24 protein-coding genes are annotated in these 25,208 nt (G+C 69.0%); 16 read left to right on the top strand and 8 right to left on the bottom strand.

Annotated features, from left to right (window positions below; translation table 11 throughout):
• The first annotated feature begins 165 nt into the window (after positions 1–165).
• Positions 166–840, top strand: a complete 675-nt coding sequence (locus P2L57_RS07680) for a DUF998 domain-containing protein (RefSeq protein WP_275810366.1) — start codon at positions 166–168, stop codon at positions 838–840.
• A gap of 64 nt (positions 841–904) precedes the next feature.
• Here P2L57_RS07680 and P2L57_RS07685 read toward each other — a convergent pair whose 3' ends face one another.
• Positions 905–1,762, bottom strand: a complete 858-nt coding sequence (locus tag P2L57_RS07685) for a LysR family transcriptional regulator (RefSeq protein ID WP_275810369.1) — start codon at positions 1,760–1,762, stop codon at positions 905–907.
• A gap of 68 nt (positions 1,763–1,830) precedes the next feature.
• Here P2L57_RS07685 and P2L57_RS07690 point away from each other — a divergent pair, with 68 nt between their 5' ends.
• The gene (locus tag P2L57_RS07690) at positions 1,831–2,784 is read left to right on the top strand and encodes an EamA family transporter (RefSeq protein WP_275810372.1); all 954 of its coding nucleotides are present in this window, start codon (positions 1,831–1,833) and stop codon (positions 2,782–2,784) included.
• Positions 2,785–2,969: 185 nt separating this feature from the next.
• Here P2L57_RS07690 and P2L57_RS07695 read toward each other — a convergent pair whose 3' ends face one another.
• The 4 genes from P2L57_RS07695 to P2L57_RS07710 form a co-directional block, all read right to left on the bottom strand.
• Positions 2,970–3,275: a hypothetical protein gene (locus P2L57_RS07695; RefSeq protein WP_275810375.1), complete on the bottom strand. Its 306-nt coding sequence runs from the start codon at positions 3,273–3,275 to the stop codon at positions 2,970–2,972.
• A 227-nt stretch (positions 3,276–3,502) separates the two neighbouring features.
• Entirely contained in the window at positions 3,503–3,955 is a 453-nt protein-coding gene (locus P2L57_RS07700) for a nucleotide triphosphate diphosphatase NUDT15 (protein ID WP_275810378.1), read from the bottom strand.
• Between the two features lie 5 nt (positions 3,956–3,960).
• Positions 3,961–5,475: an SDR family NAD(P)-dependent oxidoreductase gene (locus P2L57_RS07705; protein ID WP_275810381.1), complete on the bottom strand. Its 1,515-nt coding sequence runs from the start codon at positions 5,473–5,475 to the stop codon at positions 3,961–3,963.
• 284 nt (positions 5,476–5,759) lie between these two features.
• Positions 5,760–6,419 (bottom strand): DUF6328 family protein, encoded by a 660-nt coding sequence (locus tag P2L57_RS07710; protein WP_275810384.1) that lies wholly within the window; start codon positions 6,417–6,419, stop codon positions 5,760–5,762.
• A gap of 375 nt (positions 6,420–6,794) precedes the next feature.
• Between P2L57_RS07710 and P2L57_RS07715 the strand changes: the two genes are divergently transcribed.
• The 3 genes from P2L57_RS07715 to P2L57_RS07725 all read left to right on the top strand — a co-directional run bounded on the left by P2L57_RS07715 (position 6,795) and on the right by P2L57_RS07725 (position 10,967).
• Positions 6,795–8,024 (top strand): PucR family transcriptional regulator, encoded by a 1,230-nt coding sequence (locus tag P2L57_RS07715; RefSeq protein WP_275810387.1) that lies wholly within the window; start codon positions 6,795–6,797, stop codon positions 8,022–8,024.
• Between the two features lie 370 nt (positions 8,025–8,394).
• Positions 8,395–9,267, top strand: a complete 873-nt coding sequence (locus P2L57_RS07720; protein WP_275810390.1) for a methyltransferase domain-containing protein — start codon at positions 8,395–8,397, stop codon at positions 9,265–9,267.
• 212 nt (positions 9,268–9,479) lie between these two features.
• Positions 9,480–10,967 carry a long-chain-fatty-acid--CoA ligase gene (locus P2L57_RS07725; protein ID WP_275810393.1) on the top strand — a complete coding sequence of 496 codons (1,488 nt, stop codon included), beginning with the start codon at positions 9,480–9,482 and terminating at the stop codon, positions 10,965–10,967.
• 184 nt (positions 10,968–11,151) lie between these two features.
• Here P2L57_RS07725 and P2L57_RS07730 read toward each other — a convergent pair whose 3' ends face one another.
• Positions 11,152–11,406 (bottom strand): hypothetical protein, encoded by a 255-nt coding sequence (locus P2L57_RS07730; RefSeq protein ID WP_275810396.1) that lies wholly within the window; start codon positions 11,404–11,406, stop codon positions 11,152–11,154.
• Between P2L57_RS07730 and P2L57_RS07735 the strand changes: the two genes are divergently transcribed.
• Positions 11,405–11,533, top strand: a complete 129-nt coding sequence (locus P2L57_RS07735; RefSeq protein WP_275810399.1) for a hypothetical protein — start codon at positions 11,405–11,407, stop codon at positions 11,531–11,533. The two genes, P2L57_RS07730 and P2L57_RS07735, sit on opposite strands and share 2 nt — an antisense overlap.
• Before the next feature lie 78 nt (positions 11,534–11,611).
• On the opposite strand, the gene P2L57_RS07740 is transcribed toward P2L57_RS07735, so the two are convergent.
• Entirely contained in the window at positions 11,612–12,001 is a 390-nt protein-coding gene (locus tag P2L57_RS07740) for a hypothetical protein (RefSeq protein WP_275810402.1), read from the bottom strand.
• Positions 12,002–12,124: 123 nt separating this feature from the next.
• On the opposite strand from P2L57_RS07740, the gene P2L57_RS07745 reads away from it, so the two are divergent.
• Positions 12,125–12,622 (top strand): FBP domain-containing protein, encoded by a 498-nt coding sequence (locus P2L57_RS07745; RefSeq protein ID WP_275810406.1) that lies wholly within the window; start codon positions 12,125–12,127, stop codon positions 12,620–12,622.
• Positions 12,623–12,990: 368 nt separating this feature from the next.
• Here the strand turns inward: P2L57_RS07745 and P2L57_RS07750 are convergent, their stop codons facing one another.
• Positions 12,991–14,445 carry a cytochrome P450 gene (locus P2L57_RS07750; protein WP_275810409.1) on the bottom strand — a complete coding sequence of 485 codons (1,455 nt, stop codon included), beginning with the start codon at positions 14,443–14,445 and terminating at the stop codon, positions 12,991–12,993.
• A 329-nt stretch (positions 14,446–14,774) separates the two neighbouring features.
• On the opposite strand from P2L57_RS07750, the gene P2L57_RS07755 reads away from it, so the two are divergent.
• The 9 genes from P2L57_RS07755 to P2L57_RS07790 all read left to right on the top strand — a co-directional run bounded on the left by P2L57_RS07755 (position 14,775) and on the right by P2L57_RS07790 (position 25,186).
• On the top strand, positions 14,775–16,157 hold the full coding sequence (locus P2L57_RS07755) for an L-lactate MFS transporter (RefSeq protein WP_275810412.1): 1,383 nt from the start codon (positions 14,775–14,777) through the stop codon (positions 16,155–16,157).
• Positions 16,154–16,267: an MFS transporter small subunit gene (locus P2L57_RS41100; protein WP_425574856.1), complete on the top strand. Its 114-nt coding sequence runs from the start codon at positions 16,154–16,156 to the stop codon at positions 16,265–16,267. Before P2L57_RS07755 ends, P2L57_RS41100 begins: the two co-directional genes overlap by 4 nt.
• An 89-nt stretch (positions 16,268–16,356) precedes the next feature.
• Positions 16,357–17,412, top strand: a complete 1,056-nt coding sequence (locus tag P2L57_RS07760; protein ID WP_275810415.1) for a CobW family GTP-binding protein — start codon at positions 16,357–16,359, stop codon at positions 17,410–17,412.
• Positions 17,413–17,933: 521 nt separating this feature from the next.
• Positions 17,934–19,211, top strand: coding sequence for an extracellular solute-binding protein (locus P2L57_RS07765; protein ID WP_275810418.1), 1,278 nt, complete (start codon positions 17,934–17,936; stop codon positions 19,209–19,211).
• Positions 19,212–19,302: 91 nt separating this feature from the next.
• Positions 19,303–20,301: a carbohydrate ABC transporter permease gene (locus P2L57_RS07770; RefSeq protein WP_275810421.1), complete on the top strand. Its 999-nt coding sequence runs from the start codon at positions 19,303–19,305 to the stop codon at positions 20,299–20,301.
• Between the two features lie 47 nt (positions 20,302–20,348).
• Positions 20,349–21,269: a sugar ABC transporter permease gene (locus P2L57_RS07775; protein ID WP_275810424.1), complete on the top strand. Its 921-nt coding sequence runs from the start codon at positions 20,349–20,351 to the stop codon at positions 21,267–21,269.
• 77 nt (positions 21,270–21,346) lie between these two features.
• Positions 21,347–23,017, top strand: a complete 1,671-nt coding sequence (locus P2L57_RS07780) for a glycoside hydrolase family 13 protein (protein ID WP_275810427.1) — start codon at positions 21,347–21,349, stop codon at positions 23,015–23,017.
• A 1-nt stretch (position 23,018) separates the two neighbouring features.
• The gene (locus P2L57_RS07785) at positions 23,019–24,083 is read left to right on the top strand and encodes a LacI family DNA-binding transcriptional regulator (protein ID WP_275810430.1); all 1,065 of its coding nucleotides are present in this window, start codon (positions 23,019–23,021) and stop codon (positions 24,081–24,083) included.
• 80 nt (positions 24,084–24,163) lie between these two features.
• Positions 24,164–25,186 carry a LacI family DNA-binding transcriptional regulator gene (locus P2L57_RS07790; RefSeq protein WP_275810433.1) on the top strand — a complete coding sequence of 341 codons (1,023 nt, stop codon included), beginning with the start codon at positions 24,164–24,166 and terminating at the stop codon, positions 25,184–25,186.
• Positions 25,187–25,208 lie beyond the last annotated feature (22 nt).

The following is a 25,208-nucleotide window of genomic DNA, read 5'->3' on the forward strand; positions in this document are numbered from 1 at the left end:
CGTCGGCACGGTGCGGCAGAGCCGCCAGGTCATGGCCTGCGGGCTACCCCTATCGGGTGGCATTTGCCATGAGCACGAAGGGCATGGGAACGCCCGGGCCGTATTGTTCCTGTATATCGCTATTGTGAGGGCTATGTTCACGTCGGTCGCGACCATCGCCGGGCCTTGACACAGAACTCGCGCCGCCTCACGGCAGCATGGCTGCTAATGGTCGCGTCGGTGGTCTACAACGACTGGCTCCTCCAGTTCTTCCTGTCCACCGGACTGGACCAGCGAGACTCCTATGTCAGCGAGTTGTTCGCGGCCGACCAGCCCTACCGCACCCTGTTCAGCTGCATCGAACTGGCCTGTGCCGCGCTGGTGATCACCGCTGCCTTCCTCGCCCGTAGCCTCTTCCCTCAGCTGCTGGCCGCCGGGTGGATGGCGGTCGTCGGCGTCGGGGTGTTCTCGGCGGCGGACGTGCTGCTGCCCATGCGGTGCGCGCCCTCCATCGAGCGTCACTGTGCGGAAGTCAACCCCTGGCACACCACGACCAGCGGGGCTGTCCACTTCGCCCTCTTCGCGTCAATGGCACTCTTCATCGTGGCATCACATCAAGGTGCGCCCTGTCTGCCGTTGGTGCGCCAGTGGGGTCCGTGGCTGCTGCCCACTTCCATGGCGGCGGCGATCGCGACCGTCGGCCCGTTCTTCGGCCACCCCGGCGGGCAGGGGATCGCCCAGCGCATCCATCTGGTCTCGGTCGGAGTGTGGTTCGTCCTGCTCTCCGCAGAGCTCATCGCCATCAACAACAGGCCTCCGCGGGTCCGGTCTTCCTCACCAGGAGCGCCGATGGTTCGGTGACTCCAGTCCCTCAGCGCGAGGGTTTTCGAGGACGCCCATAGGGCAGGCCCATCCCAGGGGATGGCTAGCCCGCCGTCGCGTACAAGTCCGACACCAGCGCGACGGCTGCCGCGGTGCCGGGGTGGGGGTCCTGGCGCGGCCAGATGGCGTGGACGGCGACGCGCGCGGCGCCGCGCAGAGGACGGAAGACGATGCCCTGGCGGCGGTACTGGGTCGCGGTGCTCTCCGGTGTGATGCCGATGCTGCGTCCCGAGGCAATCGCGGCGAGCCAGTCGTCGATGTCCTTGGTGTACTCCAGTGCCGGGCGGGCACCGGAGGGCCACAGGTCGGGCGTGGTGGTCCCGGTGCGGCGGTCGATGACGACCGTGCGTTCACGGGCCTCGTCCAGTCCGATGGAGCGGCGCTTGGCCCACGGATCGTCCGCGGCGAGGGCGACGGTGCGCCGCTCGAGTCCGACGACGGTGCTGGCGAAGCGATGGGTGTCGAAGGCGCCGCGGACGACCGCGAGGTCACACACGCCCTCGGCCAGGCCTCCGGTGGAGGTGTTGGTGCGGATCAGCTGCAGTTCGATCTCCGGGTGCGCCTCGGCCCAGCAGCGCTGGAAGGCCGCTGTGTGGCGGCCCATCGCGGACCAGGCGTGGCCGACTCTGAGCCGGGTGTGTCCGGTGGCGGCCTCGCGGACCAGGTCGTCGACCTCTGCCAGCAGGCGGCGGGCCCGTGCCAGGACCTGGGTGCCGGACATCGTCAGCGCGACGCTGCGGCTGGTGCGGTGCAGTAGCCGCGTCCCCAGGGCGTTCTCCAGCCCGGCCAACGTGCGCGAGACAGCGGCCTGGGAAACGCCCAGCTCAAGGGCCGCGTCAGTGAAACTGCCGGTGTCGACGATCGCGACCAGGCAGCGCAGGTGGCGCAGCTCCACATCCATGCGTCCAGCGTATAGCTGCATGCCGGCATGCATTTTGTGTATTCGGGATCGGGGCGCATTCTCCGTGCATGACGACCTCTGTGCCTGTTCCCGAGGCGACTGCTGGTCGGCCGGCGGATTCAACCCGGCTGTCCGGCATCGCGATGATGCTCAGCAGCGCACTGTCCAACCAACTCGGAGCCGCCACCGGTGCGTTGGCGTTTCCGTTGATCGGCCCGGCGGGCGTGGTGGCGGTGCGCCAGTGGGTGGCCGCGATCGTGCTGGTCGCCGTGGGGCGTCCGCGAATACGTGAGTTCACCGGTCGGCAGTGGTGGCCGGTGCTGTCACTGGCGGTCGTCTTCGCCACCATGAACCTGACGCTCTACACGGCGATCGACCGCGTCGGGCTCGGCCTGGCCGTCACGCTTGAGTTCCTCGGCCCGCTCTCGGTCGCGCTGGCCGTGTCCCGCCGGACGGTCGACCTGGTGTGTGCGCTGTGCGCGGGCACGGCCGTGCTGGCGCTGCTGCGCCCGAAGCCGACCACCGACTACCTCGGCCTTGGCCTGGGCCTTACCGCAGCGGCCTGTTGGGCCGCGTACATCCTGCTCAACCGCATCATCGGCGCCCGCCTGCCCGGCGCCCAGGGCTCGGGCGCCGCGGCGGGCCTGTCCGGACTGCTGTACGTTCCGGTCGGCGTGCTGGTGTTCGCCCACCACCCCCCTTCCGCGAAGGCGCTGGGGTGCGCGGCGGCGGCCGGGGTGCTGTCGTCGGCGGTGCCGTTCCTGGTCGACATGCTCGCGCTGCGCCAGGTGCCCACACGGTTGTTCGGGGTGTTCATGAGCGTTCACCCCGTGATGGCGGCGCTCGTGGGCTGGATCATCCTGGACCAGCGGCTGCCGATGGCCGACTGGCTCGCGATCGCCGCGATCGTGGCCGCCAACACCGTCAGTGCCCTCGCCGCCGCACGTCGGCCAACCCACCGACCCGCTGAACCCGCCGTCGACGCGGGTCTGGCGACGTCGCAGAACGCCAACCGCCGGTAGCGGCAGAGGAGCGGCGTCCACGCGCCTACATCGCGGAGTAGCCCATTGTGCAGACGGGACCATTTCGCGAAGTGCCATCGCCCGCGTACCGCCCCCGCGGCGGCTGGCCGGGCCGCCCCGACCGGCCGCCGCGGGGGGTCAGGCCGTCCTGGCCTGTCCGCTCACCTGATCACCCGGAGTCTGAATCAGCCGCCGGTGTTGGGCAGGTCCGGAACGCAGAACAGGCCCTGGAGGTAACGGAAGACAATGTGCTGCCCATCAGGGCACCAACCCTGGTTCGGGTCCTTGTCGAACGGGATGCCGTTGTAGACGCCGCGCTCACAGAACGCCTTGCCGGCGCTGTTGTAGCCGCCGAAGAAGCCGCCGTTGTTGAAGCACTGGTCGGCGGCGACCGTGGTCGGGGTGGTGGCGACCGCGGCGGTGGCGGTTGCCATCGGTGCGATCGCGAGGGAAGCCCCCATGGCCATGGTGGCCAACAGGCGATGACGCATAGTCAACTCCTTTGGGATAAGAGGGGATTTGGCCGATACGGCGCTCATGCTTTCCGGGGCGCTGCCGGTACGCCAACCCGGGGTCCCCCTTGCTCGGCCCCTGTCCACCCCTATCGCGAGTGGATACCTCCTCGGTCTCTTGAACACCGGACTGACGGCCGACCGGCTTCGCCTGCTCCCCGCCACGCATCCCGAGGCCGTCGAGGCGAAGTGCGGCCGCCACACCGCTAGGGGAGCGGGTGGACGGCGTAGCCATGCACGCCCGCGGGCAGCGGACCCGCCCCGGGAAGCCAGCGCGACAGCACCCAGGCCGACGGTGCGAACATCGGCTCGGGCAGCGCGGCGAGCGCGAATCGCTCCCACCCGGCGCACGCGTGCGGCTCGGTGACCTCGAAGGCCGCCTCCGACGGCGGCGCCAGCACGGCCGCGGTGAGCCGGGGCCGTCCGTCCAGGTGGTCCAGCAGCACTCCGAGCACCCGCATCCGCTCGGCGGGCAGCACGACGCCGGTCTCCTCGGCCAGCTCGCGGGCCGCCGCCTGCTCGAAGGACTCGCCGACGTGGTCCACCTTGCCGCCGGGCAGACTCCAGGTGGGCGGCTCGCCGACGGCGATCCGGCGGCCGAGCAGCACCCGGCCGTCCGCCGTCGGCACGATCACGCCCGCGCCGATCAGCGGGGGCATCGCCGTCACCATGGTGAGGGGGCGAAGTCCTTGAGGAAGCACCCGTACAGATCCTCCCCCTGCTCGCCGCGGACGATGGGGTCGTAGACCCGTGCCGCGCCGTCCACCAGATCCAGCGGGGCGTGGAAGCCCGCCTCGGCCAGACGCATCTTGTCAGGGTGCGGGCGCTCGTCGGTGATCCAACCGGTGTCCACGGCAGTCATCAGGATGCCGTCTGTCTGCAGCATTTCCTGCGCGCTGGTGCGCGTGAGCATGTTGAGCGCGGCCTTGGCCATGTTGGTGTGCGGATGCCCCGCGCCCTTGTAGCCCCGGCTGAACTGGCCCTCCATCGCGGAGACGTTCACCACGTACTTGCGCCGGGCGGGCGAGGCCGCCAGCGCCGGGCGCAGTCGGCTGACCAGGATGAACGGCGCGATGGAGTTGCACAGCTGGACTTCGAGCAACTCGACGGGCTCGACCTCGGAGACGGTCTGCACCCAGCTGTTGGAGGAGGCCAGGTCGGGGATCAGCCCACCCGCGTCGATCGCCGTCCCGGCCGCGATCCGAGCGGGCGAGGCCGAGCCGGTGACCAGGGCCAGCGAGGTCACCTCCTGCGCGCCGAGCGTCTCGCGTCCCCCGTTCGCCTGGCCGGGCAGCGCCGGGCGGACGACGCTGCCGCTGCCGAAGCGGCCGATCACCTCGGAGGTCGGCAGTTCCCCGGTGGGCAGCGGCTCGGACTCCGCGGCGACCAGTTCCGCGTAGGCGGCGGGGGAGCGGCGCACGGTCTGCGCGGCGTTGTTGATCAGAATGTCCAGCGGGCCGGCTGCGGCCACCGAGTCGGCGAGTGCGACCACCTGGGCCGGGTCACGCAGGTCGATCCCGACGATCTTGAGCCGGTGCAGCCACTCGGCGCTGTCCGGCATCGCCTTGAAGCGGCGGATCGCGTCGTTGGGGAAGCGGGTGGTGATGGTGGTGTGCGCGCCATCGCGAAGGAGCCGCAGCGCGATGTACATGCCGATCTTGGCCCGGCCGCCGGTGAGCAGTGCGCGGCGGCCGGTCAGGTCGGTACGCGCGTCACGGCGGGCGCGGTTCTCGCGGGCGCAGTCCTGGCACAGCTGGTGGTAGAAGGCGTCCACCTCGACATAGCGCGTCTTGCAGATGTAGCAGGCGCGGGGGCGCTGCAGGATTCCGGCTATCTCGGTCGTCGTGGGAGTGGTGAGCCCGAAGACGCCCGCGGTCTCGTCGTCGATCCGGCCCGGCGCGCCGGTCGCGGTGGCGGCCGTCACCGCGCGGTCGTAGGCCGTCTTGCTGGCCCGGCGCTCCTGGCGGCGGCGCTGCTTCACGGTCCGGAAGATGTGCGCCACGGCCTTGCGGACGGTGATCGCGTCCGGATGGTCGAGCGGCAGGGCGTCCAGCTCGGCGAGTACGTCGAGGCAGAGCTGTAGGCGCTCAGGGCCCAGGCCCGGCCCGTACTCGGATTCTGCGCCGTCCACGGCGTCTCGCTGGTCCTGGATGTGCTGCTGCTCCGCGGCCGCCGTCATGCCTGTCTGCTGCTTCCTCGTTCGCTGGTTTCCACCCCGATTACCTGTGAACTGTACGGGGACCCCGGCCGGCTTCCCACCTGGGCCTGGATCCAGCGGCCATCAGCGACGAGATCTGGAGCGGCGGGGCTTGCCGCCCTTGAGGCGGCCGTCCGTGTCGGGGGCGGGGCAGGGCCGTCCTCCCTCCCCGGCATCTGCTGGGGAGGGGACGAACGGCGGAGAGACATTGGCGGTGCGGCCGACGCCCGATGACTGCTGGCGTCAGGCGGCACATCCCAGTGCGGTCACATGAAGGTCTGCTTCGGGACCGCGTGCACGGCCCTCGGTTCGCCCGTGGCGACGCGGCTGCGCGTGCGCAGCGGGCTGAGCAGCCATAGCAGGGTGAACCACCCCAGCACGGCGGCTCCGCTGATGACGGCCGGCGCCGCACCGATCACGATGTCAATGATCAACATCACGGCCGAGCTGAGCGCGAGCGCGAGGAATGCCAGGCCCCCCATCAGGCAGCGGTTCGCGACGGCGACGAGCGCTGTCTTGGCGTGTTCGCCCTGGTTGAACCGGTGCATGGCAGCGGGGGCGAGCAGCGTCCCGGCCGCGCCGATCGCGCAGGCCAGCGAGGCGCAGTAGAACCACTGCCGAAACGCCGAGGGCGACGAAAGGGCGGGTGTCACGCCGAGGGTGAGCAGGGAGGCGAAGAGCAACTGGATGCCGCACTGAGCGATCCGCACCTCCTGAAGGATTTCGGAGTACGCACGGTTCAGCGACTCCGCCCGGGGTTCGGCGGGGTGCAGAGGCCCGGACTGTACTGCGTACTGTCGGCCTGGGAGGGTCAGTTGCAGCGCGGTGCCGGGAGTCGCCATCTCCCGGTTCCAGCGTGGCGGTTCCGGTGCGCTGCTCTGTCCGTCGTGCACGGGGTCCGGTGTGCGACGCTGCGTTTCCTGCATGGACTTCGCCTCCCTGAGCGGGTACCCGCGACTCGTGTGCGTCGGGTTCCATCGATTGCCCCGTGCCGAGTCCCGACGCGAGGCGTGCCGGGATCCGCGTCGTCGAGGGGCACGACCCGCGGGCCTCCGGCGCAATGGTGCGCGCCGGGGATCTCGGTCGGCTCAAGGTACTTATGGGGCGCAGCTGCGGCTCTGTTCATACGCACAACCTGAAGCGCTCCGGACTGTGCAGGTGTCGTTCCCTCCTTGTTCAACTGCTGTTGCGATTGACGTACGGGGCAGTGGCGTTCGGCGGCATGAGGGGTGCCGTGCCGACTCGTACGGGCCGTCACATGCCGTTCACTCAACGGAAATCGTTCGCTACCCTCCGGACCCATGCCCACGGATCCCAGTGCCGTGTTCGCGGCGCTAGCCAATCATGTACTGGAACAGGTCCCGGATCTGGCCCGCCGGATCGTGCGTCAGATCGTGGCGCAGGAGCCGAGGTACCAGGCCGCCGGCGCGGTACCCATGGAGATCCTGACGGAGTCGGTCGAGAACAACGTCCGGCAGATTCTCGAGTCATTGGCAGGCGTGCCGCGGACACCGGAAGAGGAACTGGCGGTGGCGCGCACCACGGGGCGCCGACGGGCCCAACAGGGCGTTCCGCTGGAGTCCGTACTGCGGGCCTACCGCCTTGCCACGGAACTGGTACTGAACGCCTTGCTGGCCGAGGTCCGGGGGAGGCCGTACACGGAACTGGCGGAGTCCCTCGAGGTGACGACCGCGGTGATGAAGGTGATGGACCGTCACTCCGAAGCCGTCGTCAACGGCTACCGGCAGACCGAGGCCGAGTTGCAGCGCCGCGACGCACAGCGCCAGCAGGCCACGTTCGACGCCCTGATGGAGGGCCGCGGCGGCGACCCGCAATTGGCGGTCGAGGCACTGGCGACGCTCGGTCTGCCGCCGTCCGGCCCCTATGTGATGGTGGTGGCCACGTTCGACATCGCCGCGCAGCACACCTTCAGCGCTGCCCGGGACGCCTTGGCTGCCTATTCCTACGCCGCCGCGTGGCGGATACGCGGCGACCGCGAGATAGGTCTGGTGGCCCTGGGCCATTCCTCCGTGCCCCGGCTGATGACGGTGCTGAGCCGGAATCCGCCCGGCAGGATCGGCATTTCCGATCCCTTCGGCGCGATGCACGAACTGCCGGAGGCCTACCGCTCGGCGGAGCTCGCCCTGGGGACGGTTTCCCCCGACGTCAACGAGGTGGTGTGGATCGCCGAGCGGCTACCCGAGGCACTGGTCATCTCCAGCCCGAGCCTCGCCGGTCGACTGACCAGGCGCGCCCTCGGCCCGGTGCTCGACCTGCCGGAGGAAGAACGGGAGTTGCTGCTGAGGACGCTGGCCGTCTGGTACCAGAGCGATCGCTCCGCCGCTCGCGCGGCGCGGGTGCTCTACTGCCACCGGAACACGATCCTCAACCGCCTGCGCCGTATCGAGCATCTCTGCGGCCGCTCCCTGGAAGACCACCGATTCCTGCTGGCCAGCTACCTGGGTCTGCTGACCCTGCAACTGCTGCCGGCCGCACAACCGGGATCGGGCACGGCCCAACGCCCACGGTGAACGTGGCGGCCCAAGTCCGAGCATCCACGCTGGACTTGGCGGCACGCGCACAACGCACCACGACGATCTCTGTGCGACCGGCCAACGCACCGTGTGGTTCTGACTGCTTCCATCGCTGAGTGAACTCCCGTCATCCGTATCCGTGGGACAGCGTGTGGAGAGTCGCGGGGATCCGCGTGTGTGGGTCACCCCGGCTCGACCACCGCGGCAACTCGGTGCGCGGTGTCGCATTCTGCCGCGAGTCGGTCTCCCGCGTCGCATTCCACATGTGTGCGAAGCACGACGGCGCCGAGCCGGGTAAACGGGACCCCAGACCCAAACGCGTCCCATAGACCTGTCCATCGCACCGCCACCAGGAAGGACAGCACTGATGCCTTTTCAACACCGCCCGATCGAACAGGATCTGGGGTACGGGGACGAAGGAGGATACGAATCGGTTGACCAGGACCCCCGACTCCACCTGTTGTCGCACGTCGGGCGGGTGTACGACCTGCGCAGCGCCCGGCTGCTCGACCGGCTCGGACTCCGGTCGGGGTCACGGTTGCTGCTGCTGGGCGCGAGCGGCGCCCGGCTGGTGCGGTGGGCGGCCGAAAGGGTGGGACCAGCCGGGGAAGTCGTCGCCGCCATGGACACGCACATCCGTCCTCCCGGGCCGGCGACCGGCGGCTACGCCAACGTCCGGTACGTTCGGCATGATCCCGGGGCCGAGTCGCTCCCTGCCGGGCCGCCCTTCGACATCGTGCACACCCGGCTCGTCCTCGGCGGCCTTCGGCATCGGGACAGGGCACTGGCCGCCATGGTCGCGGTGTTGGCTCCCCATGGCGTGCTGCTCGCCGAGGACTTCGACTGGGGGTCCTACGGACCCGCGGATCCGGATCCGGCGACCAGGGCCACGATGAACACCGTCAAGGCGTACTTACGGGGCTGCGGCATCGACCTCACTTTCGGTCGGCGCCTGCCCACTTCGCTGCGCGACCTCGGGCTGCGCGACGTGGACGCCGAGGGCCTGGTGCTCACCCTGCGTGGCGCGGCCTCGCCGCTGGAATCCGGACCCGGCCCGTGTGCCGACCCCACCATCGATCTGCTCCGCGCGTCGGGACTGGTGAACGCCGCTGCGGCCAAGGCGGTACGCCGACGCCTGAACGACCCCGACCACGACATGATCGCGCCGACACTGATGTCGGTCTGGGGTTCGCGACCCGGTCCTGGCTCCCCTGTGTCCTTGGCGGCCAGGCGGGGTTGAGCCCCCTCAGCGGTCCGACCGTGTCCGCGCAGGTGGCCCGGCCGAGCCAGGCGATCACCGACCCGGCCGGGCCACCGGCGTGCGCACCACGGACCAGGGCCCCTGCCCAGGCCGACGGCGCCGACGATGGGCACCCGCACATGGCCTGGACCGGGGGCGATGTCTGACTCTTGGGAGGTCGAAGCCCACCGCCCAGCATCCTGGGAGCCGTCATGCAACTGAACGTCTCCGCAATCCTCGACGATTCCGCCCGCCGTCACCCGGACCGCCTCGCGATCGTGGCGGGCGACCTCCGCCTCGGCTACCGCGAACTGCGGGATGACGCACTGGCCTTCGCGGCCGAACTACGTTCCCGGGGTGTGCGGCACGGCGACCGGGTGGCGCTCATGCTGCCCAACGGCGTCGACTTCGCCCGCGCGTACTACGCCGTACTCGCTGCCGGGGCGACCGTCGTGCCCGTGCACGGACTGCTCGTCGCCGAGGAGGCCGCGTTCGTGCTGCGGCACAGCGGCGCCGTTGCCGTCGTCTGCGGGGGCGCGTTGCGGTCGGTGGCCGGGATCGCCGCGGCCGATGCGGGGATCAAGGTGCTGGATGTCGTCACCGGGGGCGGGCGGCTGGATCGACCCGAGCCGACCGAGGCCGGTGACATCGCCGCGATCCTCTACACCAGCGGCACCACGGGTCGCCCCAAGGGCGCCCAACTCACCCATCTCAACCTGGTGATGAACGCCACCGTCATGGCACGGGACCTGATCGGTCTGATGCCGGACGACATGGTCCTCGGCTGTCTGCCGCTCTTCCACAGCTATGGCCAGTCCTGCGCCCTCAACGCGACGTTGCGCGCCGGAGCCGCCCTCGTGCTCGCACCGCGTTTCACCGGGCCCGGTGCCCTGGACCTGATGGTCACAGAAGGCATCACGGTCTTCATGGGCGTGCCCACGATGTTCCACGCGCTCAACGAGGCCGCGGCGGCCGATCCGCGGCGGCCCGCAGGGCTGCGCGTCGCCGTATCCGGCGGAGCGGCCCTTCCCGTCGCGCTGCTCGAACGTTTCGAGGCCGCGTACGACACGGTGATCCTCGAAGGCTACGGGCTTACCGAGACGTCACCGGCCGCGACGTTCAACCAGCACAGCACCGGGCGCCGCCCCGGCACCGTCGGCCACCCGGTGTGGGGTGTGGAGGTCGGGATCGCCGACGTGCACGTGCGGGACCGAGTCGTGCCGCTGCCCGACGGCGAGGTGGGCGAGATCGTCATCCGCGGTCACAACGTCTTCGATGGCTACCTGGACGATCCTCAGGCCACTGCCGAGGCGGTCGTCGACGGCTGGTTCCGAAGCGGCGATCTCGGCGTACGTGACGCGGACGGCTTCCTCAGCATCGTCGACCGGAGCAAGGACCTCATCATCCGCGGCGGCTTCAACGTCTATCCGCGCGAGGTCGAGGAGGTGCTGGCCCGGCATCCGTCCATCGCCGAGGTCTCGGTCGTCGGCATCCCCGACGACGTCAAGGGCGAAGAGGTCTGTGCCGCTGTGGTGCTTCGCGATGACGCCCCTTACACGTCATCCGAGGACATCGTGAAGTGGTCCCGGGAGCGGCTGGCCAAGCACAAGTACCCGCGCAAGGTGCGTTTCCTCACCGCACTGCCACTCGGCCCCACCGGCAAGGTCCTCAAGCGCGAACTGCGCGAGGTGTGCACATGACGCCCGGCACCGCCACCGACCCGGTGCCGGTCCGTGATCGAGTCCTGCGGCCGTTGTGGCGTCACAGAGAGGACCTGCCCAGGAGCCGCTACACCGAAATCCAGTGGCGCATCCGTGGCCACCACCCCCGGTCGCGGCAACGCGCACCGGGCCCGAACCACCGAAAAACCTCCAACTCAATGCATTAGGCGTTCTCTTCCAGATCCCTTTGATCCATAGCGAGGTGCCGCCCCAGGTCCTTCGGGGCTGGTGCGGCCCCGGGGAGCGGATGGGCGCCTTCGGGGCGCAGGCCGTGCAGGTACACGGCCACATGGCGGGCGGCAAGAGTCGCGCCCACCTCAGCCGGTAGGTGGGGCATCCCGCACGCCACGCGCAACGCTTCCCAAACCCCGGCGCGGGCACTGCAGATCTCCACACCCGGCGGCTGGGACCAGTTCATGGAGGATCTCTTCGCAGCAGGGCCCGCCGTCAGGACCACCCAGGGCACGATGGACCTGGAGAAGGTCAACACGATCGGTGCGAGGTACGGCATGCGCTACACCAAGGGCACCATGGCCCTGGACTGAGGGCCGTCCCGCTCCGAAGCGGCCTTGACACCATCAGTTCGGCCTCCGGCCGTAGCCGGAGGCCGAACTGCGACGGAATTACTTTCCGGGGCCGGGGTATTCCTTCAGGCCGTCGTCATGCTGCATGGGTGGGCGAAGCACCGGGGATTCCGCCGGACAGACCTTGTCCGGTGTCTTCGCCGGATTTCGCCGCACTGCGGGCGAACGAGAAGATGTTGTCAAACACCACGGCTGCTCACCCTGGTTCGGCTTCTTGTAGAGCTGCTGCTGGTCGTAGGTCAGTGATTCTCTCCCGAAGATCGTGTGTTCCACGGCGAGAGCGGACGCGATCTCCGCCGATCCCTTCTGGCGGAACTTGCCGCCGCGGACCAGCTCGATATCGCCGATGTTGCGAGCGACGACGTTCGCCAACCGGGGGGTGTAGACCTGAGGAGGTGCCAGGACATTGGCCGGCACCGCGTAGTTCACTGCGAAGTGACCGGCGCCGCGCGAACTTGTCCCGTGCTCCGTGGCCTGCCCGCTGGCAAGCGGAATTAGGGGGCACGGATATTCGAGCGACGTCGAGCATGTATGCGTGTTAGCTTCCGCATCATGGAACCCTACGGCGAAAAAGAGATACGTGCCTGCTTCGTGAACTGCTCGAAGGGCGAGGCTCGCAGGATCAGCCTGCCGAGGGATCTGGCGGAGCTCCCCTGGGCCGACCTGGACTTCCTGGGGTGGCGCGACCCGGGAGCGCCCGACCGCGGCTATCTGGTGGTCGAACGGGCGGGTGAGCTAGTCGGTGTCACGCTTCGCACCCCGAACAGTGTCAGCAGAAGTTTCACCAAAACCACCGCCTGTGCGATGTGTCTGACCGGCCATCCCGGGTCGGGGGTCTGCCTGCTCGCCGCGCCCAAGGCCGGTGCCTCTGGCCGCCAGGGAAACACCGTTGGCGCCTACTTCTGCGCCGACCTCGCATGCCCTCTCTATGTCCGCGGCAAGAAGCAATCCGGACTGCTGCGCTACGAGGAGTCCCTCACCGTGGACGAGCGCATCGAGCGCACGCTGACCAACGTCTATCTGTTCTTGGACAAGGTCATCGCCCCCTGACGCCACCGGAACCGGGGCCGCGGTGTCCACCACCCGTCGTGCGCCACCGCGCAGAGCGGAAGGTGTGCAGGCGTCCGCCGCGAAGCCACCGGCAGTGGTAGCGGTAGCGGCGTCCGAGGCCGGACGAGCGTTCGCCACCGGGCCCGGCGCGCGACGCAGCGGGGCCTGGACACCCAACGCCCACAGGATCGAGACGACGAGACTTCCTGGAGGCCGCCAGACTCCCCACCCCGTGGGGAGTCACCACGGCTCTCTTCGCCCTCGCGCTCACCCGACTGGCGAGCGGACCACGCCACCCCGCCGCCTTGCCTGCGCCTCAGGGATCGGCACGAAGTCCGGTGAGATGGATTTGCCCCACCGCGGTGGGGTCAGTGGACCATTCCCTCGCCAATGACCGGCACTCCTCGCCGCAGGCTCGCCATGAAGCGCCGCAGCGCGGGCCGGGGTTGATCCGGCTCCGCGGGAGTTGCCTGGTCATCGTCCCGCGCGGGCGCCACGGTGGCGGAGGCCGCCGCGGGGCGGGGACCGCCCGCACCGAGCACCGGGCCCGGCAGCTCCCGCATCCGGAACTTGACCGGGAACGACCGCATACCGCGGACGTAGGTCGATGACCGCCAAGGCAACTGGTCGACGGGCAGGCCGAGTTCGAGGTCGCAGCGCTCGAAGAGCCGCCTGATCGCGGCGCTCACCATCATGTCCGCCAGGCCCCGGCCCGGGCACTGGTGCGGTCCGGCCCCCCAGGCCAGATGGGCGCGCGAGCTCATCGCGGAGTCCTGGTTGATCGCGTCGGCGAACACCGGGTCGCCGTGCGCGGCGGCGATCGACGGCATGACCACATCTCCCGCGGCCAGCCGGAAGTTCCCCAGTACGGTGTCGGACACCGGGTAACGGAAGGTGAGGTTGGACCACGGCGGCGACGCGATGTGTACCCGGTTGACCAGTTCACTGATGATCCCGGCCGTCAGGCTGGCCCGTGCTCCGCTGTTGCCGGTCAGAACCTCCAGCACGCCGTTGGTGATCGAGTGGCTGGTGGTGTCGGCGATGGCGACGAGTATCGCGTACAGCTCCAGGCCGACCTGGTCCACCGTCATTGACGGGTCGGCGGCCAGCAGCCGACTGGTCAGGTCCTCGCCCGGGTGGGCCTGCTTGTGCGCGGCCAGTTCGGTGGTGGCGGTCAGCAGTCGCTCGATGGCGGCTGCCGCGTCCGGACCGGAGTCCATCATCCGCCAGGCGTCCATGAATATCTCGTCGCCCTGCTCGACCGGGAAGCCGAACAGCCGGTTGACGACCATCAGCGGCAGCGGCCGCGAGAACTGGGCGCACAGGTCCACCCACCCGGTGCTGCCGCCATCGGCGAAGAACGTGATCAGCTCGTCCACCTGCCGCGCCACGGCGGACACCAGGCTGCGGCCCTGCGGCTGCCGCGGATCCTGAAACGGCTTCAGCGCCGCGTCCACCGCGGTCCGCGTCGCCGCGTGCTGCTGGTCGTCCTGGAGCAGCATGTGGTTGACGCGATACGCGGGCAGTAGCGGCCAGTCTTCCGGTACGCGGCCGTCCCGCAGGCCCCGCCAGTGCCGGACGTCCTTCTTCCACCGGCTCTCATCGCGCAGGACGTCCAGCACCTCCCGGAAGCCGAGCACCAGCCACACCGGAACCCCGAACACCTCCACCGGTGCCACCGGACCGTACCGCGCGCGCAATCGCTCGTAGACCAGGGCGGGTCGTGCGTCGAAGTCCCTTGTCATCAGCGGTTCGACGGGCAGTGACTCCAGCTGGGAGGCCGCCCGGGTGGCGCCCGAAGCAGGAGGCAGGTGCGATTCCATGACTGTCCTTGGTTGTCTGTGCAACAACGATGGTCTGGTCTACTGCTGCTCCGTCCCGGCGCGGGATCGGGGCCCTCCACGCGGCAGCGGCGCCGCGCGATGGGGCAGGAAGCAACCCTCCGTGGCGGGACAGACTAATTGGTGGTGACCAGAAGTGATAGGCGCTCACAAAGCTTAACGTCGCGTGCGCATGTTCGAATGATGCGGGCGGGGAGCGCCTACGCAAAGATCCGGAACTTCACCAGTCCGTCATGAACATGGGCTTGTTGAGCCATGTCTGATCTCCCTAGGGTGTCATGTACGCCGTCACTTCTGCATGAAGGTCGTACATGGCACTGCTTGCCCCCACCGGAGTGCTCGCCCGCTCCCGTACCGTCGCGCCCGCGTCCTGGAACCGCTGGCTCGTACCGCCTGCCGCGCTCTGCATCCATCTGGCCATCGGGCAGGCCTACGCATGGAGCGTCTTCAAACCTCCGCTGGAATCCTCGTTGCACCTGAACGGCACGGAGAGCGCGCTGCCGTTCCAGTTCGCGATCGTGGTACTCGGGCTGTCCGCAGCGTTCGGGGGCACGCTCGTCGAGCGCAACGGGCCCCGCTGGGCGATGGTGGTGGCCACGGTCTGCTTCTCCGCCGGCTTCCTGGTCGCCGCGATGGGGGCGGCAACGAGTCAGTACTGGTTGGTGGTGGTCGGCTACGGCGTGATCGGCGGCATCGGCCTGGGCATCGGCTACATCTCCCCGGTCTCCACGTTGATCGCCTGGTTCCCCGACCGGCCGGGACTGGCGACCGGCATCGCCATCATGGGATTCGGCGGCGGAGCGCTGATCGCCTCTCCGTGGTCGACCTGGCTGCTCGGCCAGTTCGGCACCCAGCCGGCCGGGATCAGCTCGACCTTCCTGGTCATGGGTCTGGTCTACGCGGTGTTCATGACGCTGGGCGTCCTGCTGGTGCGCGTACCGCCGCCGGCGTGGCGGCCGCCGGGCTACCAGCCCGTGGCGGCGGTCTCCCGCCCGCTGGTGACCACCGGACACGTCTCGGCGCACAACGCCGTGCGCACACCGCAGTTCTGGATGCTGTGGGTGGTGCTGTGCCTCAACGTCACCGCGGGCATCGGCATCCTGGAGAAGGCCGCTCCCATGGTGATGGACTTCTTCTCCGGTACTTCGACGCCGGTCAGCACAGCGGCCGCTGCCGGTTTCGTCGCCCTGCTGTCGTTGGCGAACATGATCGGGCGCATCTTCTGGTCCGCGCTGTCCGACCTGGTGGGACGGAAGAACATCTACCGTTGCTACCTGGGCTTCGGAGCACTGATGTATCTGGTGATCGCGCTGGTCGGCAACGGGTCCAAACCGCTGTTCATCATCGCCGCGATGGTGGTCCTCTCTTGCTACGGCGGCGGCTTCGCGACCGTCCCGGCCTACTTGAAGGACCTGTTCGGCACCTACCAGGTGGGCGCCATCCACGGACGCCTGCTGACCGCCTGGTCGGTCGCGGGCGTGGCGGGCCCGCTCATCGTCAATGCCATCGCGGACACGGAAAAGCATGCCGGGCGGACCGGTCCAGGGCTCTACACCACCTCGTTGTCGGTCATGATCGGGCTGCTGGTGGTCGGCTTCGTCGCCAACGAACTGATCCGGCCGGTGGACGCCCGGTTCCAGGAGCCGTCGACGCAACTGCCCGCAACGGCGCGGACATCGGGAGCGGACGTATGAAACGCGGTCAGTCAGCACTCATGGTGTTCAGCTGGGCATGGGTGACCGTTCCGTTCGCCTATGGCGTCTACGAGCTGGTGCTCAAGCTACGGCAACTCTTCACGGGCTGACGTCGCCCGCGCATGCACTCGCCGCAGGGTCGGCAGGGCCCGTAGTAGCCTCGAAGGCGCCCATCGCGCCTTTGTGGAGAGGACCCACGTTGCCCAAGCACCGGATTCCCGTCGTCATCCTCGCGGGGTTCCTGGGCTCGGGTAAGACGACGTTGCTCAATCACCTCCTGAGGAACAGCGGGGGAGTGCGTATCGGGGTGATCGTCAACGACTTCGGCAGCATCAACGTGGACGCCCTGAGCGTCGCCGGCCAGGTCGATTCGATGATCTCGCTGGGGAACGGCTGTCTGTGCTGCGCGGTGGACACCGGTGACATGGACGAGATGCTCCAGCGACTCACCCGGCCGAGCGCGGGCATCGACGTCATCGTCATCGAGGCGAGCGGCCTTGCCGAACCCCAGGAGGTGATCCGTATGGTCCTGGCCAGTGACGACCGGCGGATCACCTACGGGGGGCTGGTGGAGGTGGTCGACGGGGTGGAGTTCGAAGAGACCCGCACCCGTCATCCGGAGGTCGAAAAGCACCTGAGGTGTGCCGACTTGATCGTGCTCAACAAGAGCGATCGTCTCGGCGAGCCGGAACTCGAAGAGCTGCTGGCGGCCGTCGCCCGGATCACCCCGGGAACCCCGGTGGTATCCACGGCGCACGGCCGGATTGATCCGGAGCTGCTGTTCGACCGGAGACGGCGGACCTCACGGGAGCCTGCGGTACGGCAGTTGTCCTTCGATGATCTGCGCACCGACGATCACGAACACGCCCCTGATCACGCCGACGGTTGCGATCATCTGCATTCCGCCTACCAGACGGTCACCTTCGTCTCCGAACGGCCGGTCAATCCACGTAAGTTGATGGACTTCCTGGACGGCGGACCCGCGGGCATCTACCGCATCAAGGGGTTCCTCGACTTCGGCGAACCCGGGGACAAGCAGAAGTACGCCCTGCACACCGTCGGCAGATACCTCCGTTTCCGCCCGGGCCGGTGGGCTGCGGACGAGCCGCGCAGCACACGGCTCGTCCTCATCGGTACCGGTCTGGACGCGGAGACCGTCACCGAGCAACTCAACCGCTGTGTCGAGACGGGGGACCCGTCCACCGAGGACGACCTGCGGATGATGCCCGTGCTGCGTTACGCCGAGTCCCCCTGAGGCGCAGCGGCCGAGCTTCTCTGTCCGAGGCTCCACGCACCCGCGTGCACGCTGTTCGCCGGCGCCGCCGCGACCGGCCTTCGAGTCGTGCTCGCGGCACTGCTCGCCACCGGCGGCGTGCTCGGAGTCATGGAGATCAGCACCGTCGGCTTCGCGGATGCCCATCACCACAGAGCCGACGCAAGTCTCGTCCTCGCCTGCTACGCGCTCGGATCGTGCCCGGCAGGCCTGGCCTTCGGCGTCTGGCGGCCCAGGGGCAGCCCTGCCGGGCTACCGCATTCCACTGATGGCCAGTGCTCTGGCCCTGCTGACCGCACTTGTCGGCTCCCGCAGGTCGTCCGTTTGGGACACATGCATGTAACGATCGGTTGCGCTCCTGCAGAAATTTTCTGCAAGACCTTTCCGTCCGGTCACTCCACTGTTACGTTCCTGCCCGACCCGACGGCCCGCGACGGTGCGGTCGAGGTGGGAGTGTCCCTGTGGTGCCCATCGTTCGGGCATCCACCCCCGAAGGAGTACACATGCGTCGTGGCATTGCGGCGGCCGCTCTGGTGGCGGCGATGACGGTTTCTGCAAGCGCTTGCAACAGCGGCGGAAGCTCATCCGCCAAGTCGAACGGACCGGTCACCATCACCTGGTGGGACACATCGGACGCCACCAACGAGGCCCCCGCATACCAGGCGCTGGTTGCCGACTTCGAGAAGGCAAACCCCAACGTCAAGGTCAAGTACGTCAACGTCCCCTTCGCCAGCGCGCAGACCAAGTTCCAGACCGCCGCCGGCAGCAGCGGCGCGCCGGATGTGTTCCGCTCCGACGTCGGCTGGACCCCGGGCTTCGCGAAGGCGGGCTACCTCGCCCCGCTGACCGGCACTCCGGCTGACGCCGACACCTCGCACTTCGAGAAGCAGCTGATCACCCAGGCCAGCTACAACGGCAAGCTCTACGGTGTGCCGCTGGTGACCGACACCCTCGGCCTGATGTACAACAAGCAGCTCTTCGCCAAGGCCGGGATCGCCAAGGCGCCCACCACCTGGGACGAGCTCAAGGCCGACGCCGCGCTGGTCAAGCAGAAGGACGGCGTCGACGGCTTCGCCTTCAACCCCGCGTCCTACTACGCGATGCCCTTCCTCTACGGCGAGGGCACCGACATGGTGGACGCCGCGGGCAAGAAGATCACCATCAACTCGACCGCCGCCGCCAAGGGCATCGACACCCTGAAGGGCGTGATCGGTGCTTCGGGTGTCTCCAAGCTGGACATCACCGCCAACGGCTACGCCAACATCATGGACGCCTTCGACAGCGGAAAGCTCGCCGCCATCATCCAGGGTCCCTGGGAGATCAACAACGTCTACAAGGGCTCGGCGTTCAGCGACCACACCAACCTGGGCATCGCCGCCGTCCCGGCCGGCGCCACGGGGAAGGCGGGCGCGCCCATCGGCGGCCACAACCTGGTCGCGTACGCGGGTTCCGACGCCGCACACCAGGCCGCCGCGGAGAAGTTCATCGCCTTCATGACCTCGGCGCAGTCGCAGACCACCCTCGCGCTGAAGAACTCGACCCTGCCGACCCGCGGTGACGCCTACACCGCGAAGGTCACCTCCAGCCCCGGTATCGCCGGTTTCCAGTCGATCCTGTCCTCCGGCGTGCCGCGCCCGGCGGTCCCCGAATACAGCTCCCTGTACGACCCGTTCACCAAGGAGCTGACCAAGATCCTCAGCGGACAGGAGAGCACGCAGGACGGCCTGAAGAACACCTCCATCCAGTTCCAGAAGCTGCTCTCCGGCTACGCCAGCCAGTGATCGCCCGGTGGGCCGCCGCTGCCGACCTCCGGCAGTCGTGCGGCCCACCGCCCGCAGCCGTATGCCGCGTCTCCTGAAGAGGTGTCAGAAGATGACCGTCGCCGTCCAGGGCAAGCCCCTGAAGCAGCGCCGCGACCGCTCACCCCGCCCCGGCCTGGTCAGCCGGATCCGGCGCTCCTACGACCGGCACTGGTACGCCTGGGCCATGGTGGCCCCCGTCGTGGTCGTCCTCGGACTGCTCGTCGGCTACCCGCTGGTGCGCGGCATCCTGCTGACCTTCACCGACGCCAACAGCCTCAACGTGGGCCGCACCATCGGCGTCAACCACATTCCCGACAGCTACAACTGGGTCGGTCTGAAGAACTACACCGAGATCCTGACCGGCCCGGACAACCAGTTCTGGCCGCACTTCGTGTGGACCGTCATCTGGACCACCGTCTGCGTGGCCCTCACGTACGGCGCGGGACTCGGCCTCGCGGTGCTGCTCAACCGCCGGATGCGGGGCCGTACCTGCTACCGGATCCTGTTGATCCTGCCGTGGGCGGTGCCGACTTTCGTGACGGTGTTCTCCTGGCGGCTGCTGTTCACCGACGGGGGTGCCATCAACTCCGTACTGGGCGCGCTGCACTTGCCGCAACCCGCCTGGCTCAGCGATCCCACCTGGCAGAAGGTCGCCGCGATCGCGGTGAACGTCTGGGTCGGAGTGCCGTTCATGATGATCTCCATGCTCGGCGGCCTCCAGGCCATTCCCGGCGAACTCTACGAAGCCGCCGAGATGGACGGTGCCAGCCCCTGGCAGCGGTTCCGCCATGTCACCCTGCCGGGGCTGCGCCCGGTCAGCAACACGGTGATCCTGCTGGGCATCATCTGGACGTTCAACCAGTTCAACGTCATCTTCCTGCTGTTCGGTTCGAGTGGTGCGGACAGCGCGCAGATCCTCGTCACCTACGCCTACCAGCTCTTCTTCGGCCAGATGCCGCAGGACTTCGCCCGCTCCGCCACGGTCGGCATCCTGTGCCTGTCCCTGCTGGTCGTCTTCACCTCCTTCTACCGGCGCTGGCTGAACCGCAACGAGCAGGTGCGGGCATGAGCGCCGACCAGAGCCCGAGCACACCCGGTACGGGAGGAACGGCACCGATGACCACCGCAGTCCAGCAGGCCACAGCGGACGTGGCGGACGTCCCGCAGACGAGAACCCTCTCCGCCGAGACCCGCCACCACCGGCGGCGCGGCGAGCGCAGCCGCGGCGCCTCGGCGGCGCTGCACGGCAGCCTCGCCGTCGCGGCGTTCATCGCGGCCTTTCCGGTCGCCTGGATCTGCTACATCGCGCTCGGCCCGGACGAACACGACTACCTGCACCCCGGAAAGATCCTCGGCAAGGCGTCGCTGTCGAACTTCGGTTACGTGATCCACCACACCGGATTCGTCAGCTGGCTGCTGAACTCGGTCATCGTGGGCGTCGGCACCATGTTCGTCGGCGTCCTGATCGCCGCCAGCGCCGGATACGCCGTCTCCCGCATGCGCTTCCCCGGCCACCGCAAGCTCATGTACACCTTCCTGCTCACCCAGATGTTCCCGGCCGCGATCCTGATGGTGCCGCTGTACAAGATCATGAGCGACCTCCATCTGCTCGACTCGTACCTCGGCCTGATCCTGATCTACTGCACCACCGCGGTGCCGTTCTCCGCCTGGCTGCTCAAGGGGTACTTCGACACCATTCCGGTGGACATCGACGAGGCCGGACGGATCGACGGCCTCACCCCGCTCGGCACCTTCTGGCGGCTGATCCTGCCGCTGGCCAGGCCCGGCCTGTCGGTCGCCGCCTTCTACACCTTCATCACCGCCTGGGGCGAGGTGGCCTTCGCCTCGCACTTCATGCTCTCCGCGGGCAAGTACACCCTCGCGGTGGGCCTGCAGACGTACATCAGCCAGTACAACTCCCAGTGGAACTACATGGCGGCGACCTCGGTGCTCATCGCCATCCCCGCGGGAGTCGTCTTCTACCTCGTCCAGAAGCATCTCGTCGCCGGGCTCACCGCCGGCGGCACAAAGGGATGACCCCGGGCCTCCCGGTCCCTCTTCCACCACCTCAGCAACGGGCGGCCACCGCCCACTCGCCGATTCCAAGGGATTCCATGACCCAGCACCTGACCGAACTGCCCCGGCCTGCCGACGCCGACGCTCGCGGCGGCTGGTGGCGCGATGCGGTGATCTACCAGGTGTACCCACGCAGCTTCGCCGACGGCAACGGAGACGGCATCGGCGACCTGTCGGGCATCCGTGCCCGTCTGCCGTACCTGAAGGACCTGGGCGTCGACGCCGTGTGGCTCTCCCCCTTCTACGCCTCCCCGCAGGCCGACGCGGGCTATGACGTCACCGACTACCGTGCCGTCGACCCGATGTTCGGCACCCTCGCCGACGCCGAGGGCCTGATCCACGACGTCCACGCCCTGAGCCTGCGGATCATCGTCGACCTCGTCCCCAACCACTGCTCCGACCAGCACGCCTGGTTCCAGCAGGCGCTGCGCGAGGGCCCCGGCTCACCGCTGCGAAGCCGATTCCACTTCCGGCCCGGCAAGGGCGCCGATGGTGAACTGCCGCCCAACGACTGGGAGTCGGTGTTCGGCGGGCCCGCCTGGACCCGCACCCGCAATCCCGACGGCAGCGACGGCGAGTGGTACCTGCACCTGTTCGCCCCCGAGCAACCCGACTTCAACTGGGAACACCCCGCGGTGGCCGACGAGTTCCGCTCGGTCCTGCGCTTCTGGCTCGACCTGGGCGTCGACGGCTTCCGCATCGACGTCGCCCACGGCCTGGTCAAGGCGGCGGGCCTGCCGGACGTCGGACGGAACGACCAGATCACCCTGCTGGGCAACGCCGTCCTGCCGTTCTTCGACCAGGACGGCGTCCACGACATCTACCGCGGCTGGCGCAAGATCCTCGACGAGTACAGCGGCGAACGCATAGCGGTCGCCGAAGCATGGACCCCCACGGTGCGGCGTACGGCGAACTACCTGCGCCCCGACGAACTGCACCAGGCCTTCAACTTCCAGTATCTGAGCGCGGATTGGGACGCAACGGCACTGCGCGAGGTCATCGACGCCTCGTTGGACGCCATGCGCCCGGTCGGCGCGCCCACCACCTGGGTGCTGTCCAACCACGACGTGGTGCGCCACGCCACCCGGCTCGGCACCGCCGACCCCGAGCAGACCTTGCGGCGCGCCAGGGCCGCCAGCTTGCTGATGCTCGCCCTGCCCGGCTCGGCCTATCTGTACCAGGGCGAGGAACTGGGCCTGCCGGAGGTCACCGACCTGCCCGACGCCGTGCGCCAGGACCCGGCGTTCCGCCGGGCCAAGGGCACCGCGGTGGAAGGCCAGGAGGGCATGCGGGACGGCTGCCGGGTGCCGATCCCGTGGTCCGGCGACCAGGCCCCGTACGGGTTCGGCCCGACGCCGGGCGGCCCCAGCTGGCTTCCGCAGCCCGCCGAGTGGTCCGAACTCAGCGTCGAGGCGCAGACCGGTGACCCGGCATCGACCCTTGAGCTCTACCGCACCGCCCTGACCGTCCGCCGTGAGCACCCGGCGCTGGGCGGGGGGGAGTCGGTGCGCTGGCAGGACGCCCCGGAGGCGGTGCTGTGCTTCCGCCGGGACAGCGCCGACGGTTCCTTCGTCTGCACCGCCAACACCGCCGCGCAGCCGGTCCGACTGGCCGCTCCCGGCCGCGTGTTGCTCTCGTCCAGCCCGGTCGTCGTCCTTGACGGCGAGGTCATCCTGCCTGGTGACACCACGGTCTGGTGGGCCGTCTGACATGGCACCCATCTCCACCGACCCCGCCCCCACCGCGCGACTGGCCGACATCGCAGCGCAGGCGGGGGTGAGCGAGGCCACCGTCTCCCGGGTGCTCAACGGCAAGTCGGGGGTCTCCGCGGCCACTCGGCAGGCGGTACTGGCCGCGCTGGACGTGCTCGGGTACGAGCGTCCGGTACGGCTGCGCCAGCGCAGCGCCGGTCTGATCGGGCTGATCATCCCTGAGCTGAACAACCCGATCTTCCCGGCCTTCGCCCAGGCCATCGAGCAGGTTCTCAGCCGCCACGGCTACACACCGCTGCTGTGCACCGCGGCCCCCGGCGGGTCCACCGAGGACGAACTGGTCGAGACGCTCGTCGAGCGAGGCGTCGCCGGTATCGTCTTCGCCTCCGGACTGCACGCGGACACCACGGCGGACATGGAGCGCTACGCCCGGCTGGTGGGCCGTGGTGTGCCGTTCGTGCTCATCAACGGCTACAGCGACAAGATCAGCGCACCGTTCATCTCGCTGGACGACGGGGCGGCGATGTGGATGGCGGTGCGCCACCTGGCGGAACTGGGCCATGAACGGATCGGCTTGGCCGTCGGTCCTGCCCGGTTCGTCCCCGCGCGGCGCAAGTTGGAGGGCTTCACCGCGGCGTGCCGGGACATCCTCGGTGTCGCGGCGGCCGAGTCGGAGCGACTGGTCCAGCACACCCTGTTCAGTGTGGAGGGCGGGCACGCCGCCGGTGTGCTGCTGGACCGCGGTTGCACCGCGGTGGTCTGCGGAAGCGACATGATGGCCTTCGGTTTGATCCGGGCGGCCCGCCAGCGCTGTCTGAGCGTCCCCGGGGACGTGTCCGTCGTGGGCTTCGACGACTCGCCCCTGATCGCCTTCGCCGACCCGCCGCTCACCACCCTCCGGCAGCCGGTCGAGTCCATGAGCGCGGCCGCCGTCGACGCGCTCCTGGAGGAGATCGGCGGAAACCCCGCCCACCGCGCGGAGTTCGTCTTCCAGCCGGAACTGGTCGTCCGCGGTTCGACCGGCGCCGCCCGAGGCTCTGGTGGAGCCGACGGATCCACCTAGCCCGGCGGAAGGCGGGTGGCCGCCAGGCGTGGCAGGGGATCCGGTAGGAGCCCGTGCCGCGGTGCAATAGGCTCCGTTGTGTGACTACGGCGCGACTGGTTGACATCGCAGCGCAGGCGGGGGTGAGCGAGGCCACGGTCTCCCGGGTGCTCAACGGCAAGTCGGGAGTCTCCGCGGCGTCCCGGCAGGCGGTGCTGGCCGCGCTGGACGTGCTCGGGTACGAGCGTCCGGTACGGCTGCGCCAGCGCAGCGCCGGTCTGATCGGGCTGATCACGCCGGAGCTGAGCAACCCGATCTTCCCGGCTTTAGCCCAGGTCATCGAGCAGGTGCTGACCCGCTATGGCTACACCCCCGCGTTGTGCACCCAGACTCCTGGCGGCTCCACCGAGGACGAACTGGTGGAGATGCTGGTGGAGCGCGGCGTGACCGGCATCGTGTTCATGTCCGGTCTGCACGCGGACACCACGGCCGACACGGAGCGCTACGCCCGGCTGGTGGGCCGTGGTGTGCCGTTCGTGCTCGTCAACGGCTACAGCGACAAGATCAGCGCACCCTTCATCTCCGTCGACGACCGGGCGGCGATGTGGATGGCGGTGCGCCATCTCGCCGGGCTCGGCCATCAACGCATCGGCCTGGCCGTAGGTCCCGCCCGATTCGTTCCGGTGCAACGCAAGCTTGAGGGATTCACCGCCGCCATGGAGTCGGTGCTCGGGCTGGACGCCGAGGCTGCCGGAGCGCTGGTGCGGCACTCGATGTTCAGTGTGGAGGGTGGACAGGCCGCGGCGGGCGAGCTGTTGGGCCGCGATTGCACCGCGATCGTCTGCGGCAGCGACCTGATGGCGTTCGGTGCCGTCCGCGGCGCCCGAGCCCGCGGGCTGAGCGTTCCGCGCGACATATCGGTGGTCGGTTTCGATGACTCCCCGCTGATCGCCTTCGCCGACCCGCCGCTCACTACCATCCGACAGCCCGTCGAGTCCATGGGCGCCGCCGCGGTCGGCGTCCTGCTGGAGGAGATCAGCGGAAACCAGGCCCAGCGTGCGGAGTTCGTCTTCGAGCCCGAACTGGTGGTACGCGGCTCGACGGCCGCGGTACGCGCGAAATAGCGTCCCGCACCAGGGGCGAAGC

This window comes from Streptantibioticus ferralitis, assembly GCF_029223525.1.
Lineage (GTDB): Bacteria > Actinomycetota > Actinomycetes > Streptomycetales > Streptomycetaceae > Streptantibioticus_A > Streptantibioticus_A ferralitis.

Coding starts and splice junctions, on each gene's coding strand:
- P2L57_RS07685 (WP_275810369.1), bottom strand. CDS start 1,762: ATGGATGTGGAGCTGCGCCACCTGCGCTGCCTGGTCGCGATCGTCGAC.
- P2L57_RS07690 (WP_275810372.1), top strand. CDS start 1,831: ATGACGACCTCTGTGCCTGTTCCCGAGGCGACTGCTGGTCGGCCGGCG.
- P2L57_RS07695 (WP_275810375.1), bottom strand. CDS start 3,275: ATGCGTCATCGCCTGTTGGCCACCATGGCCATGGGGGCTTCCCTCGCG.
- P2L57_RS07700 (WP_275810378.1), bottom strand. CDS start 3,955: ATGCCCCCGCTGATCGGCGCGGGCGTGATCGTGCCGACGGCGGACGGC.
- P2L57_RS07705 (WP_275810381.1), bottom strand. CDS start 5,475: ATGACGGCGGCCGCGGAGCAGCAGCACATCCAGGACCAGCGAGACGCC.
- P2L57_RS07710 (WP_275810384.1), bottom strand. CDS start 6,419: ATGCAGGAAACGCAGCGTCGCACACCGGACCCCGTGCACGACGGACAG.
- P2L57_RS07715 (WP_275810387.1), top strand. CDS start 6,795: ATGCCCACGGATCCCAGTGCCGTGTTCGCGGCGCTAGCCAATCATGTA.
- P2L57_RS07720 (WP_275810390.1), top strand. CDS start 8,395: ATGCCTTTTCAACACCGCCCGATCGAACAGGATCTGGGGTACGGGGAC.
- P2L57_RS07725 (WP_275810393.1), top strand. CDS start 9,480: ATGCAACTGAACGTCTCCGCAATCCTCGACGATTCCGCCCGCCGTCAC.
- P2L57_RS07735 (WP_275810399.1), top strand. CDS start 11,405: ATGGAGGATCTCTTCGCAGCAGGGCCCGCCGTCAGGACCACCCAGGGC.
- P2L57_RS07730 (WP_275810396.1), bottom strand. CDS start 11,406: ATGAACTGGTCCCAGCCGCCGGGTGTGGAGATCTGCAGTGCCCGCGCC.
- P2L57_RS07745 (WP_275810406.1), top strand. CDS start 12,125: ATGGAACCCTACGGCGAAAAAGAGATACGTGCCTGCTTCGTGAACTGC.
- P2L57_RS07750 (WP_275810409.1), bottom strand. CDS start 14,445: ATGGAATCGCACCTGCCTCCTGCTTCGGGCGCCACCCGGGCGGCCTCC.
- P2L57_RS07755 (WP_275810412.1), top strand. CDS start 14,775: ATGGCACTGCTTGCCCCCACCGGAGTGCTCGCCCGCTCCCGTACCGTC.
- P2L57_RS41100 (WP_425574856.1), top strand. CDS start 16,154: ATGAAACGCGGTCAGTCAGCACTCATGGTGTTCAGCTGGGCATGGGTG.
- P2L57_RS07765 (WP_275810418.1), top strand. CDS start 17,934: ATGCGTCGTGGCATTGCGGCGGCCGCTCTGGTGGCGGCGATGACGGTT.
- P2L57_RS07770 (WP_275810421.1), top strand. CDS start 19,303: ATGACCGTCGCCGTCCAGGGCAAGCCCCTGAAGCAGCGCCGCGACCGC.
- P2L57_RS07775 (WP_275810424.1), top strand. CDS start 20,349: ATGACCACCGCAGTCCAGCAGGCCACAGCGGACGTGGCGGACGTCCCG.
- P2L57_RS07780 (WP_275810427.1), top strand. CDS start 21,347: ATGACCCAGCACCTGACCGAACTGCCCCGGCCTGCCGACGCCGACGCT.
- P2L57_RS07785 (WP_275810430.1), top strand. CDS start 23,019: ATGGCACCCATCTCCACCGACCCCGCCCCCACCGCGCGACTGGCCGAC.